Raw genomic sequence first — 13,210 nt, 5'->3', positions numbered from 1 at the left:
AGCGGTCTATTCCGGCAACAAAGGGCATTCTGGACGCACCCGTGAACCAGGCCATGAGGCCGCCAATGCCTCCCAGCGTGACAAGAAGGGCAAGAATATTCGATGTCCACCCGAGTCCCAGTTTTTCGCCAATGGCGGAAATTCCCTGGAGAAACCCGCTGATGATGTTGATTTCACCTGCCGGGAGGGCCACGAGAAGGGAGAGGGTACCCAGTATATATATGCCTCCGATGATAACACCGGAAATGACAGCGGCACGGGGGATTGACCTTTTCGGATCTTTTACCTCACCTGCGAGAACGGAAGCGAGCTCAAGGCCCGTAAACCCAAAACAGATCGCAGCCCAAAACGAGATCTTGGGAAAGGTGAAGATTTTCTCGGTAAAGGTGCCGGGTGATAGGGGATTCGCAGCACCGAATCTTGCGACGGCAATCACGCCAAATAGAATCGGAATAGAGCCTGTCAGCCAAGTTCCAAAGCCGCCAACGTTGTTGACCCATTTTCCAACTCGCAGCCCGAAAAAGTTGAATAACATGACCGCCCAGAGAGCCGAAAGTGAGAAAAGGATAACAAAAAGTCGATCTTGCCCCACCGATTCATAGGTCGATCCCGCCACAAAGACCGATATGCCGGCGATATAGACCAGCAGATTCGGAAAATAGACAAGGTTACTGGTCCAGTAACACCATGCCGAGAGAAAACCATGGAAGTCACCGAAGGCTGTCTTGGTCCAGACATAAATTCCGCCTTCGCCCGGGAGTCGTGTGGTAAGTTCGATGACAGCGAATGCCTGGGGAAGAAAGAAGAAAACAAGAGCCCCGAGCCACAGCACAAGGGAGGTATTTCCCCCAGCGGCCGCCAGTGAAATCCACCTTAATCCGATGACGGCCGTAACATTCAGGAGCACAATATCCCATAGTTTTAGAGATCTTGAAAGTCTCAAAACTTCCGATCTTTCGCTGGAGCTCAGTTCTTAATGAGGTGTTGGATACATTCAACGGCCTTGGTGGCATCATAGGCGTATGCATCGGCGCCGATTTCACGGGCAAATTCTTCCGAGGTGGGGGCACCTCCGACAATGACCTTGATTCTGCCTCTCAATCCTTTTTCCTCCACCAGATGCGTTATCCCTTTCATGACAGGCATCGTGGTCGTGAGAAGGGCGGACATGCCGATGACCGTGGCTTCTTCAGTCACTGCCGCATCGACGAACCGTTCGGGAGAGATATCCTTCCCCAGATCGATGACCTGGAATCCGGCTCCTCTGAGCATGATACCTACGAGATTCTTGCCGATGTCGTGAAGATCCCCCCGCACCGTCCCCAGGACAACCTTTCCCCTTGTGGGAATTTCCTGGTCGACGAGCAACGGTTTAAGCTCATCTGTCGCGGCACTCATGGCCCTGGCGGCCAGCAACACATCGGGAAGGAAGATTTCGCGCCTTTTAAACCGCTCACCAACAACAGTCATTCCTCCGATGAGACCGTTATCCAGGATCTCTTCCGGACTCACCCTTTTGTCAAGGGCTTGTCTCGTGAGTTCAAGAACCTTCTCTCTATCTCCTTGAATTAGGAAGTGGGAGATTTGACTTAGGATTGCCGTCATATTTGACACCCCTCAGAGGTTACGATTCGGTGATTCTTTTCATTCGTTCCTGGCAGGTGGGATCCCTGCAATCCCGGCAAAAGGGAAAACTATTCTGGAACAGGTGAACTTCTTTTCTCCCGGCTACGAGAAGCCCGGTTACCGATTTTAGAGGCTTCATGAGAAAACTCTCATTCAAGTATATCCCGATTTCCTCCGGGTGGAGGAACTGGAATAGTTTTTCCTGCCCGCTGATATCCCAGCCGCAGTAACCCGGACTGTAACTCAAGACGCTGATATCACGGCCTTCCGGATCGCTTTCCATTAATTCATGGAGATAACTGTTTTCAGTGATTATTACGGCCCGGTCCGCTGCAAGCGACGCCAGAGTATCGAGCATTGCCGCCACAGGGAAGTCGTCAGCTTTGAAGAGCTGTTGAATTCTCGAGGTGATATCTTCTCCCATGGTGAGGGCAAATACGGCCAGATTTTCCGCCCGTGGGAATATGTTCGGCAACGGACTTTCAGCGGCATTTTTCCCCTGTCCCTGGTAAATATCGTCGAATTCAGCCACCGTACATTCAGCCATGAGGCAGGCAGGTCTGGCGGTGGAAGAGAACACTGTCAGCGCGTTCTCCACCACGGCATAGACTGAATCCTGGATTCTGGCTCCCTTGGCTACTCCCTGGGCTCGAAGTACTTCCGACGGCTGGGGAAGTAGATCATCAATTGTGAAATTCACAACTCAAAACCCTCGGGGAGACGGTCTTGACCCCATCGACGGGCTTCATTCTCCATGAGTTTCCGTAGTTCTTTGCGGGTGGTTTCCGCCAATTCGGGAGGTTCATAGCTGTCCAGCAATCTCAATACCTCCTCGTTTGCCCTCTCCCGCAGAGTCAACGCACCCTCCTCTTTCCAGCGTGAACGGTTGGCCCGGTCGATTATCCTCCCCGGAAACAGGTGTTCTTGTTTGAGAAAGCGGCGTGTATGTTCCGAAATCAGGAGATGTTCGTCTTTCAGGAGCTCTCTGAAAATGGGAAGTGACGGAAAATCATCTCTTGGGACAATGCCTCTCAGAAGTCTGAATACCATACCACAGATCTCATTGTCAACCAGAAGTTTTTCAAGGCTATGGCAACTCTCAAAGTCGAGCATTCCCGGGCCTGAGATGTTGTTGATTCCGGACAGACCGGCGAGGGTGGCCCCGATTCCGCTCTCGATTCCCGCCTGGGTGTCCAGTTGCTTGGCGTCGCTCAGCGATATGTAGGCCTGGGTGGGAAATCCCAGATGCTTTCCAATCTCATTGTAAGCGCAATCTATCATCATGGTTTCGATTGCTCCCATGGGCGTGGTTTCATACCGGACGTCAAAAATGGCGGGAGAACCACCGTAAAGTACGGGCGTTCCGGGATTCGTAATCTGACTGATCACAATTCCGCTGAGAGTTTCTGCCGTGTGCTGTACGAGCGTTCCCACGAGACTAACGGGTGCAACGAATCCCGAGAGCGGCATGGATATGAACTCAATGGGAATGGAATACCGTGCGCAGTCGACCACGTTAGTGGAAGTTACGTGAGACCATTTGAGGGGGGAAGTAGGACAACACGAAAAAACGGTCAGCGGTTTCTTCGAAAGTTCTTCTTTAGTTCCCCTGACGGCAATCTGCATATCCTTCATAACTGTGAACGATTCTGCCGTGAATGTCCCTGTAACCACGGGCTTCTTTCCGTGCAGAAGACTGAGATAAAGGCGATAGCTGTCGGCAATCTTCTCATGAACATCGTCCGGAATCAGGGCCGTACTCTGGGAGGCAATATGGTCAAGCTGGTCCACGACTTTGACGTAGTTGATGTAATCCCCGGTTTCCGGTTTCCGGATTTGATCAGTCCTGGAATCCAGAATGTGGATGGCGGCCGAGCCCGGTGTAAAATAGACTGTGTCTCCTCTGAAATTATGCGTCTCCTGTCCGAAAATATCATACAGCCGGAAAGACTCAGGAGCGGTGTCCAGAGCCGATTCGATCATCTCCACTGTGAATACGGCACGAGCCTTTTCCCTGTCCACTTGCGCACCATGTTCAGAGAGCGCCTCGAGAACAGGAGGATTTTGAATTTCAACACCGATTGAACACAAAATATCGCGCGCTTCGGACACAATCCTTTCAATCAGGCTGTTTTCCAGGAATCTAAGCTCCGGTCTCATGGTTGTGTAATCTCGCCGTTTCCGCTGGTCTATTCGCGATGGTACCGTGGGCCACACGGAGGGAAGAGTCCATGGGCGGAAAAGGAGAGGAGCGAGAATCGGTAATTCAAGGCTCTCATTGCACTCGTCCTTTCACGGGAACAATCGATGATCAGGTGATTTCAAGATGTTTGGGAAACGCTATGCTGAATATTATCTCCAACATCTCAAGTTAATGCCAAACATGAGAAAAGACCACAAATGGAATTTCAGTGGGGTACAGGGTCAATTCGGATTGTGTCGTCGTGTTGACATTTCTCCACTCACCGTCCTGCCTAGATTTACAACTAAGATGTTCAGGCGGTTTTCACCACTTGTCCGGAATAAGCCGATCCAGAGAAATTCTCGGTCAACAGGATAGTCAATAAATGATAGGAAACAAGAATGCGAGATCAGATTGATTTTCAAAAAGACGTCATAGACACCAGCCGCGTTACCCCGGTTGTGGTGGACTTCTGGGCTCCCTGGTGCGGACCATGCAGAATCCTGGGGCCAACCCTTGAAAAACTGGCCCAGGAAGCAGCCGATGCCTGGAGGCTGGAAAAGGTTAACACGGATGTTCAGCCAGATATTGCCGCCCGTTACGGTATACGTGGAATCCCTACGGTGAAGCTTTTCATTGACGGTGAAGTGGCCAGCGAATTCGTAGGGGCAATTCCCGGGGAACAGGTGATAAAATGGCTGCAAGAAAATATCCCGACGGGGAAAACGGCAGAATAATGTAAATTACTTGCGGTGAAACGTCTGGTAACAGATTCTTTCTTTCGAGGGGTTCTTCATTCTTCCCGCCTGCTTCCAGCGATGATTACTGGAGTCTTTCTGGTTTATGGGTCGGGTCAAGATGCCGAACTGACCTTGAGGGAGATTCGTGCGTCGGATATTCTGGAGATAGTTCAGTTGCAAAAGGACTCGGGAGCCGTTCTCGTGAACTTCTGGGCCACGTGGTGCCGGCCATGTGTGGAAGAATTTCCTATGATTATCAACCTATCCGAGAACTATCCTTCTTCTGACCTCACCATCTATCTCGTCAGTGTGGACTGGCTTGATGAGAAAGAGAAAGTCGTCACATTCCTGACAAATCACGGTATTTCGGGATTGTCCTTTATTAAGAATCAGGGGGATGATGAATTCATTAACGCCATCTGGAAGGAATGGACGGGCGCCATTCCTTTCAATATCGTTTATGGAAAAGAAACGGGGAATGTCATAGATTTCTGGGAGGGTAAGCAACCTGTGACGCGATTTGAGCGTGCCATTGGGAACGCGCTCGACAATCAACACGGAGGATCATCATGACATCAAATCTTAGGACCTTGATATTTTCTCTCGTATTTCTGGGGTTTATCAGAGCGGGTGAACTGGATATAGGCTCGACCATTCCTCTGCCAGACTACAAGATGAAGGACATAAGTGGCCAGGAAATCAGTCTGAACAATGCAGCAGGTTCCAAGGGACTCCTTGTAATTTTCTCCTGCAACACGTGTCCATGGGTGACTGCCTGGGAGGACCGGTACCTTTCTTTGACCGACACCTACATGCCAAAGGGGATCGGGATGATTGCGGTCAATTCCAACGAGGCCTACAGAAGCAGCGGAGACGGACTGGCCGACATGAAAGCTCGCGCCACGGATTTAGGCTATTCCTTCTACTACGCACTGGATGAAAACTCCAGGCTTGCCACAGCATTCGGGGCCACAAGAACACCCCATATATTCCTTTTTGACGAAAAGGGGAAACTCGTCTACCGGGGCGCCATTGACGACAATGCCCGGCATGCGGAGAAGGTCAAGAAAGCATATCTCAGCAATGCCATCGATGATATGCTTGAAGGTAGGCCGTTGACGGTGACTTCGACCAAGGCATTGGGATGCGCGATCAAGTTTTCTGAACAGCTGTAGATTAACCCTTCCAAAGTTCCACTCCTTAAAGGGCATGGCCCTTTTCCCTTGCCATAAATTGAGTATATTGTAAATTGGCGCGTGGAGATTTCGGAACATCAAGATGTTATGAGTATTTAGGGACGGGACTGGACCGTGGCGAAAGAGAAGCCAATCACGATAGACGGGACCATTGATGAGGCTCTTCCGAATTCGATGTTTCGAGTCAAGGTTGAGATTGGAGGCCAGTCGCATGAGGTGCTTGCCTACGTCTCCGGAAAAATGAGAAAACATTTCATCAAAATGCTTCCCGGCGATGTGGTCACTCTTGAGATCTCCCCCTACGATCTGACACGTGGTCGAATCGTCTATCGCCACAAGTAGCTCCAGCCTCACCTGGCGACACCCTGTCTCCGAATCGTGAGAACGTCACGCCCGTGTCGATCATTCCCCAGCAGAGCAGGTCACGAAACAAATGGCCGGAATACAAATCGGAGCCTGATGGATAGTGGACACTTTTGTTGATCGCGTATTCCGTGCCGCCAAACTCGATGTCCACCTTTACGAAGAGGTAGAGGCGGACAGGACAGCCCTGGGCCAGTCCATGCTCGTGGTGGTACTCTCCAGCATCGCAGGAGGATTGGGAAACCTCCGGGAAATTGGATTAAGCGGACTCTTCGTGGGAATCGTCATTCTATTGATCGGCTGGTACGTCTGGGCCTATATCGTCTATTTTATCGGCACCAGAATTCTTCCAGAACCTCAGACGAGAGCGGATCACGGGGAATTGTTGAGAACAATCGGGTTTTCAAGTTCCCCGGGGATCATACGGGCTCTGGGAATCTTTCCTGGACTGGCCTCCCTGGTGGTCCCTGTTGCCACGCTCTGGATGCTTGTCGCAATGGTCATCGCCGTCCGGCAAGCTCTTGACTATTCTGGAACACTCAGGGCTGTGGGTGTCTGCCTGATTGGCTGGATTGCACAGGCACTGTTCGTTCTCGTTTTGTTTGCCGTATGCAGCCGGCCTGCGTGATTTCACCGCCCTTCCGAACGCTTCCTGTGTCTCTTCTATTCCATCGTCTTTCGTTTCCCCTTTTCCTACTCTTCTCGTATCTAGCCGGTGCCACGGATTCCGAAGGTCTGAACGGCCAGGAACCATCTTCGGAAGTCTATCACTACGCATCGCCGTCGAAAGATGGAACCGGAAAGATCTATATGGGGCGGGAGATCGCCCGAATGCTGGATCACTCTGCGGCAGGGTGGTTGGACCGCCCGGATCGTGAGGCCGAGGAAAAACCCGATTTGCTTGTTCGGAGTATGAATCTCAGGCCAACGGACGTGGTTGCAGACATCGGAGCGGGATCCGGTTACTTTTCGTTCCGTATGGGGGTCATGGTGAACGAAGGACATATATTGGCCGTGGAAATCCAACCTGAGATGCTTGCCCTGATAGAAACCCGTGCAGTGGAAAAAGGGGTAGAAAACGTTATCCCCGTGTTTGGCACTCCAACGGATCCTTCGTTGCCTGATACAAGCGTGCACAAAGTCTTGATGGTAGACACCTACCATGAGTTTTCCCACCCCAGGGAGATGATGGAAGCCATTGTGCGGGCACTCAAGCCGGAAGGACTTGTCTTTCTTATTGAGTACCATGGAGAGGAACCGGAACTGCGCATCAAACCGTTGCACAAGATGACTGAAGTCCAGGCAAGAATGGAGATGGAGGCTGTGGGCCTGAAGTGGTTAGAAACAAGAAGTTTTCTCCCGCATCAACACGTCATGATCTTCAAGAAACAGTAGTCACTCCCATCATTCCTTCGAATCAGTCTGTCTTTTCTTTTTCCCTTTTCATGGTTACTTTTGTCAAAGATTTCTCGAAGCCATGTTTGCCCACCGCACAGCCTTGAACAGGTCGTTTCTATCGCGAACACTACTTATTGCATTACCTGTTGCTCTTCTCTCACAATCTCCTGATTCGGAAGAACTTGTTTCCGATTCAGTCCAGCCGAAGCAACGGGGCGACGTGGAGGAGCGGATAGTACACGTAGTCACGGTGAGCGGGGTAATAGGCCCTATTTCATCAGAATTCATTCTGAAGTCTATTCACGAGGGTGAAGAGAAAGGCATCGAATGTCTCATCATACAACTGGACACACCGGGAGGGCTCATGGAAGCCATGCGGGATATTGTGAAGGGTTTGCTGGGGGCAGACATTCCCGTGGTTGTCTACATGGCACCCATCGGGGAATGGCGGCCTCAGTAGGAGGGGAACCGTCTGCCACATGTCTCGTAACCTGATTCTCCTGTCGGCCATCTTCATGATATCGTGCAGAGTTAACCCGCGCGCTACGATCTACATTAACGGATCCATCTGGACAGGTGTGTCCGATGCACCCCGGGAGCAGGCCCTAGCTGTCGAGGGCGAGAGGATCATTGCCGTTGGGTCAAACCGCGAGGTTGAAGCTCTAAAGAAGCAGGGCGCCAGGGTGGTCGATCTCGAGGGCCACTTCGTGGTTCCAGGGTTTATCGACAGTCATACTCACCTCATGAGCGGAGGATTTCAGCTTTCAAGCTTGGATTTGAGAGACGCTCCTGATCCGGAGAGTTTCATTGCGGCCATTGAAGACTTCGCCACCGGTGTGCCTGCAGGGAGGTGGATCCTTGAAGGAACCTGGGATCATGAGAAATGGGGAGGGGAGCTGCCTCACCGTTCCTGGATCGATTCGGTGACATCAGACATCCCGGTTTTCATCACACGTCTGGACGGACATATGGGGTTGGCAAACTCCAGGGCCCTGCAGCTCGCTGGAATTACTTCCGGGACTCCCGATCCCTCCGGCGGCCTTATCGTAAGGGAGGCTGACACGGGTGAGCCAACTGGAATCCTCAAAGATGAAGCCATGTCTCTTGTTTATGGCGTCGTGCCGGAATTCTCTGAACGGGAACGGGATGAAGCGCTGGAGCGGGCCATGAATCATGCCCTATCCCATGGTGTTACCCAGGTGCACGACATGTGTTCATGGAAAGATCTGGGGACGTACCTGAGGGCTCAGAAAGAAGGGAGACTCAAGCTGAGAATCTCTGCCTACGTCTGGTACACGAACTGGAAGAGGCTCTCAGAGTACATCGGGAAAAACGGGCCCGGCAACGAATGGCTGCGATGGAATGGAATCAAGGCAATGGTGGACGGCTCCCTGGGATCTCGCACTGCCTGGATGTACGATCCGTACAAGGATGATCCGTCGACCACAGGTCTCATTGTGGCACCCGATACGTCGCAATTCAAGGAAATGATCCGGGAGGCGGACAGTGCCCGCATTCAGGTCGCGACTCACGCGATCGGTGACAGGGCAAACGACTGGCTCCTGCGTCTGTACAAGGATGTTGCAGAGAAAAATGGCCCAAGGGACCGACGGTTCAGGATCGAGCATGCCCAGCACCTCAGCGAAGAGGCCTTCCACGTGTTTGACGGTCTGCACGTGGTTGCCTCCATGCAACCGTACCATATCATTGACGATGGACGCTGGGCGGAGAAACGACTGGACTCACAGGTGCTGGCACGGAGCTATCCCCTCGGATTCCTCCTTGATGCTCACGTAAACCTGGCACTGGGATCCGACTGGACAGTGGCACCAATTTCTCCCATTCAGGGTATCTATGCGGCCGTAACGCGACAAACACTCGATGGGAAGCACCCGCACGGATGGTTCCCGGAGCAGTCAATCACTGTTGAGGGGGCACTGAGGGCCTATACTTCGGGGGGGGCCTATGCCGCGTTTCAGGAAGAAAATCTCGGAACTCTGGAGGTGGGAAAACTGGCTGACTTCGTGGTTTTGTCAGAGGATCTCCTTGAGATCGATCCTGTCACCATACCCAGCGTAGAAGTAGTGCGGACCGTCGTAGGCGGTCAGAACAGATTCGTATGGCGCTGACGCTTTCCATCTGCAATCGTAGCTGAGAGGAATCGTGTCGGAGGTAAAGGAGGACGTATCCCGATATCTCAGCTCCGGTGAGCAGTTCGAGGCCTTTGGAACCTACCACTCGGTTTCACTCATCACGGCCGTTTTTCTTGCGATTTGGCTACCCCTTTATGCGAAGAGGCATCTTTCCGGAAAGTGGCAGTACAGGATCGGGGCCGCCATGGGCTGGATCGTCATGGTAAGTTACGTAAGCTGGCCAACACTCGAATTGATCGGTGGAACGTTCGATCCCAAGCTTCATCTCCCTTTCCATTTGTGCAGGTTCGCAAATCTGACCCTTCCTTTGGTTATGGTCAAACGTAACTACCGGATGTATGAGATTCTCTATTTCTGGGGTTTGTCAGCGATGATTCAGGCCAGTTTGACCCCCGACATCGTACATGGCTTTCCCCACTATCACTTTTTCCGTTTCTGGTTTTCACACAGCCTCATGATTGTGGCTCTCATATACGCGACAGTCGTCTACCAGATGCGGCCTACTTTTCGGAGCCTTCGCCGTGCATTTCTCGCGCTTATTGGCTTCTTGATTGTAACGGTGCCAGTCAATATCGTACTTGGATCGAACTATTTCTGGATCTGCGGCAAGCCGCCTGTTGCCAGTCTCCTGGACTATATGGGACCTTGGCCGTGGTACCTAATGACGGCTGCCCTGTTCGCGCTGGGGCACTTCTACCTGGTCTATGTTCCGTTTCATGTTATCGACAGGAAGTCGTAAGAACGAGGTCTCAATCTTCAGTTGTGTCAAACGTGGTTGCGACCCCGCATTTCTCATTCTGGAGAGAGACCCGGGCGGGTCTGAGGTCGAGAAGCGGCTAGATCTTAATGAAGATTTTCTTCCAGTATAGAATCCAGAGGACTCCCAGCCACATCATGATCCACGAGACAGCGAACAACAGCGATCCGTTGAGATTCCCTGCCAGGGGTACAAAAACTGCCTCGTAGAGATAAGTGTAAAGTGAGAGGTTCGAGTCATGATAGCTCAGATCTATTCGGAGAATAGTCTTCACCACCAAACCCGAGGCCACAAAGACGAATATGGAATTGCTGCCGAAGACAAGGAACGGTTTGATTGCCCTGCTGACTCCCCTTACTTCCACAAGCCAGTAGGCCAGTGACAGCACAAGGGTCGCCCACCCTGCCGCGAACACGGTATATGTGGATGTCCAGATTTGTTTATTGATGGGAAACCCCAGGCTGAGAAACTTCCCAATGGCGATCCCGATCACGCCAACGAAGAAGAGAGTGGCGGCTTTGGTACCGTGGCTCTCGTGCGACCGGAGATAGTCACCTACAAATACCCCCAGAAGGGTAGTGGCAATGGCCGGTAGGGTGCTCAGCAGCCCTTCAGGGTCGAACGGCAGGCCCCCCCCCACACTGTACATGTGATTTCTCCCGAGAACCGCCAGATCGATGTACCTCCCGAGGTTTCCTTCCATAGTCAGAACTCCTCTGCCATATTCGGGGACAGGTACAAGTACCATAACAAGCCAATAGCCAAGCAGAAGTCCCAAAGTGACCAGAACACGGCCCCTTCTCCCCAAATTGAGGATGACGAGGCTGGCAGCGAGGTAGCAAATGGCAATTCGCTGGAGAACGCCCACTATTCGAATGGTTTCAAACCGGTTCAAGATATCGATGAAATGAAACGAGGTGGTCAGTTCCTGAATAGTGAAAGGAATATTGAATGGATAAGCGGCCATGAAGATACCCAGGCCAAAAATGATCAAAGCTCGTTGCAGGACCTTCATATGAAGATCTCGAACGGACACGCCCACCGCGAGGTGTTTCGAAAAAGAGAACGACATGGCAACTCCGACGATAAACAAGAAGAAGGGGAATACGAGATCGGTAGGTGTCCACCCGTGCCACTTGGCGTGACGAAGGGGCGCATAAACGTATGCCCAACTGCCCGGAGTGTTAACCAGGATCATGGTAGCGATGGTCATGCCTCTGAATGCATCCAGAGAAAGCAATCGACGGTGCTCTGGAGCCGGTGTGGTTTGCTTCATCACCGGAACCTCGAGAAATCTGACAGGATTGACACAATCCTGTCCTGGAGTTTCCGGTAGGGAGCGGTCGTGCCTACATACCCGTTCATCAAAATGGAAAAGGCGAGCATTTCATTGTCTTCGGACGTGAGGTAACCTGACAGCGAACTGACACCCTTAAGGGTGCCCGTCTTGGCGCGGGCCGTCGCCTGAGTTCCCACAGTAAGCATCCTGTTTCGAAGGGTCCCGTCAGTTCTCCCGATGGGGAGGGCAGAGAAGAACTCCGGAGAAATTTGAAAATTGCCGTTCACCCACAGAAGTAACTGAACAATATGGCTTGCGCTGACGAGATTGTACCGTGACACCCCAGATCCATCTGCCTGAGTGAGTTTCGTGGTGTCGATTCCCACTTCATCCTGCATGAAAGTCTTGACTGTCATAAGCCCGTTTCCCCATGACCCTGCGGCATCGTGTGTTACAGATCCCATTTTCTTGATCAATAATTCTCCGGTGAGGTTGTCAGAAATCTTCAAGAAATTACGTATTGAAAGAGATAGTGGTCGAGAGGTGAATGTCGTGACCAGGAGCGTATCTGAAGACAGTGTATCCTGAGAAATTCCTCCTCTGAACTCAATTCCCGCCTTTTTCAACAGATCTCTCAGGATCGAACCCGCATACAGAGCCGGACGCTCAACGCTCAGAACGAACGATCTCGCTTCTTCATCGGTGTGAATCTCGCCCGTGATATCCACAATATTCTCCTTGGTCTTCCACCGCCGGTTGACTTCCAGCCCGGCGACACTGTCCCTCTCCGCAGTCACGGCAGCGACTCTTACCTGGACATAGTCGGTGGGGGGATCCAGTGTCACGACGGCGGAATCACCATTCTGATCTCCTGGACTAACCGTAATTGTCACGCAATTGTCATTGAACGTCATGGCATCCACAGGAGCGAAATACCACCAGGGGCCTTCATCCCACATCCAACCAGGTCCCCATGGATCCGAATCGAACGCTGTATTGTCAACGATAATGTCCCCCCGAATTTGACGAATGCCTAGATCCAGGACATCATCCACCATTTCCTCAAGATCGGCCTGCGAGAAGTCGGGATCTCCACTGCCAACGAGATACAGATTACCTTCAAGAACATCTCCCGTTCGTGTGGAATCTGTGTACATTCTTGTATGGAATCGATAACTGGGTCCAAGAATGTGAAGAGCTGCTGCGGCAGTGAAAAGCTTGACATTACTCGCGGGAGTGAAGAGGTGGTTAGCGTTGTCTTCATAAATGACCTCTCCCGTCATAACGGAAACGACTTTAATGCCCAGATTTACGTTGGAATCCACCTCCCCCACAGCCTCCTCAATTCTATCTGAAAGCCCGGACGTCTGAGTCCCGGTGATTCTTGGATAGTATATGGCGCTTCTGTACGCGCATGCGAAGAAAAGCTGAAATGCGGCAAGCAACAGAAACAATCTCATGTCACTCGTCAGTAAATAAGATACTTTTCTCTGAGTCGTCTGAACTTCTGCACACC

Annotated in this window: 15 protein-coding genes; 9 read left to right on the top strand and 6 right to left on the bottom strand. The window is 51.8% G+C overall.

Annotated elements, in window-relative coordinates:
* From V3U24_09520 to V3U24_09505, 4 genes are all read right to left on the bottom strand, one after another.
* Positions 1-907 (bottom strand): APC family permease (locus V3U24_09520; protein MEE9167678.1); only part of this gene is annotated, 907 nt, incomplete at its 3' end.
* A gap of 59 nt (positions 908-966) precedes the next feature.
* Positions 967-1,605 carry a corrinoid protein gene (locus V3U24_09515; protein MEE9167677.1) on the bottom strand — a complete coding sequence of 213 codons (639 nt, stop codon included), beginning with the start codon at positions 1,603-1,605 and terminating at the stop codon, positions 967-969.
* 19 nt (positions 1,606-1,624) lie between these two features.
* Entirely contained in the window at positions 1,625-2,326 is a 702-nt protein-coding gene (locus V3U24_09510) for a vitamin B12 dependent-methionine synthase activation domain-containing protein (protein ID MEE9167676.1), read from the bottom strand.
* Positions 2,323-3,786, bottom strand: coding sequence for a trimethylamine methyltransferase family protein (locus tag V3U24_09505; GenBank protein ID MEE9167675.1), 1,464 nt, complete (start codon positions 3,784-3,786; stop codon positions 2,323-2,325). Before V3U24_09505 ends, V3U24_09510 begins: the two co-directional genes overlap by 4 nt.
* A gap of 423 nt (positions 3,787-4,209) precedes the next feature.
* Between V3U24_09505 and trxA the strand changes: the two genes are divergently transcribed.
* The 9 genes from trxA to V3U24_09460 all read left to right on the top strand — a co-directional run bounded on the left by trxA (position 4,210) and on the right by V3U24_09460 (position 10,397).
* Entirely contained in the window at positions 4,210-4,545 is a 336-nt protein-coding gene (gene trxA, locus V3U24_09500) for a thioredoxin (GenBank protein ID MEE9167674.1), read from the top strand.
* Positions 4,546-4,560: 15 nt separating this feature from the next.
* Positions 4,561-5,121: a TlpA disulfide reductase family protein gene (locus V3U24_09495; protein ID MEE9167673.1), complete on the top strand. Its 561-nt coding sequence runs from the start codon at positions 4,561-4,563 to the stop codon at positions 5,119-5,121.
* Positions 5,118-5,723 carry a thioredoxin family protein gene (locus V3U24_09490; GenBank protein ID MEE9167672.1) on the top strand — a complete coding sequence of 202 codons (606 nt, stop codon included), beginning with the start codon at positions 5,118-5,120 and terminating at the stop codon, positions 5,721-5,723. Before V3U24_09495 ends, V3U24_09490 begins: the two co-directional genes overlap by 4 nt.
* A 135-nt stretch (positions 5,724-5,858) precedes the next feature.
* A complete protein-coding gene (infA, locus tag V3U24_09485) occupies positions 5,859-6,086 on the top strand; it encodes a translation initiation factor IF-1 (GenBank protein MEE9167671.1) in 228 nt (75 codons plus the stop codon).
* A 124-nt stretch (positions 6,087-6,210) separates the two neighbouring features.
* Positions 6,211-6,735 (top strand): YIP1 family protein, encoded by a 525-nt coding sequence (locus tag V3U24_09480; protein ID MEE9167670.1) that lies wholly within the window; start codon positions 6,211-6,213, stop codon positions 6,733-6,735.
* Positions 6,732-7,502, top strand: a complete 771-nt coding sequence (locus tag V3U24_09475) for a class I SAM-dependent methyltransferase (protein ID MEE9167669.1) — start codon at positions 6,732-6,734, stop codon at positions 7,500-7,502. The genes V3U24_09480 and V3U24_09475 overlap by 4 nt, the downstream gene beginning before the upstream one ends.
* Positions 7,503-7,605: 103 nt before the next feature.
* Positions 7,606-7,965 carry a hypothetical protein gene (locus V3U24_09470; protein ID MEE9167668.1) on the top strand — a complete coding sequence of 120 codons (360 nt, stop codon included), beginning with the start codon at positions 7,606-7,608 and terminating at the stop codon, positions 7,963-7,965.
* Between the two features lie 19 nt (positions 7,966-7,984).
* Positions 7,985-9,634: an amidohydrolase gene (locus tag V3U24_09465; protein MEE9167667.1), complete on the top strand. Its 1,650-nt coding sequence runs from the start codon at positions 7,985-7,987 to the stop codon at positions 9,632-9,634.
* Positions 9,635-9,668: 34 nt separating this feature from the next.
* The gene (locus tag V3U24_09460; GenBank protein ID MEE9167666.1) at positions 9,669-10,397 is read left to right on the top strand and encodes a TIGR02206 family membrane protein; all 729 of its coding nucleotides are present in this window, start codon (positions 9,669-9,671) and stop codon (positions 10,395-10,397) included.
* A gap of 97 nt (positions 10,398-10,494) precedes the next feature.
* On the opposite strand, the gene V3U24_09455 is transcribed toward V3U24_09460, so the two are convergent.
* Positions 10,495-11,691, bottom strand: a complete 1,197-nt coding sequence (locus tag V3U24_09455; GenBank protein ID MEE9167665.1) for a DUF5009 domain-containing protein — start codon at positions 11,689-11,691, stop codon at positions 10,495-10,497.
* Positions 11,691-13,210: D-alanyl-D-alanine carboxypeptidase/D-alanyl-D-alanine-endopeptidase (gene dacB / locus V3U24_09450; GenBank protein ID MEE9167664.1), on the bottom strand; the 1,520-nt coding region annotated here is incomplete at its 5' end. The genes dacB and V3U24_09455, both read right to left, overlap by 1 nt.

Source organism: Candidatus Neomarinimicrobiota bacterium (assembly GCA_036476315.1).
GTDB lineage: Bacteria > Fidelibacterota > Marinisomatia > Marinisomatales > S15-B10 > JAZGBI01.
This window is presented reverse-complemented; position numbering and strand designations above follow the sequence as displayed.

Bases quoted from the DNA above. Each gene is read 5' to 3' on its own strand.
- V3U24_09515 (MEE9167677.1), bottom strand. From the start codon at position 1,605: ATGACGGCAATCCTAAGTCAAATCTCCCACTTCCTAATTCAAGGAGAT.
- V3U24_09465 (MEE9167667.1), top strand. From the start codon at position 7,985: ATGTCTCGTAACCTGATTCTCCTGTCGGCCATCTTCATGATATCGTGC.
- trxA (MEE9167674.1), top strand. From the start codon at position 4,210: ATGCGAGATCAGATTGATTTTCAAAAAGACGTCATAGACACCAGCCGC.
- V3U24_09490 (MEE9167672.1), top strand. From the start codon at position 5,118: ATGACATCAAATCTTAGGACCTTGATATTTTCTCTCGTATTTCTGGGG.
- V3U24_09505 (MEE9167675.1), bottom strand. From the start codon at position 3,786: ATGAGACCGGAGCTTAGATTCCTGGAAAACAGCCTGATTGAAAGGATT.
- V3U24_09455 (MEE9167665.1), bottom strand. From the start codon at position 11,691: ATGAAGCAAACCACACCGGCTCCAGAGCACCGTCGATTGCTTTCTCTG.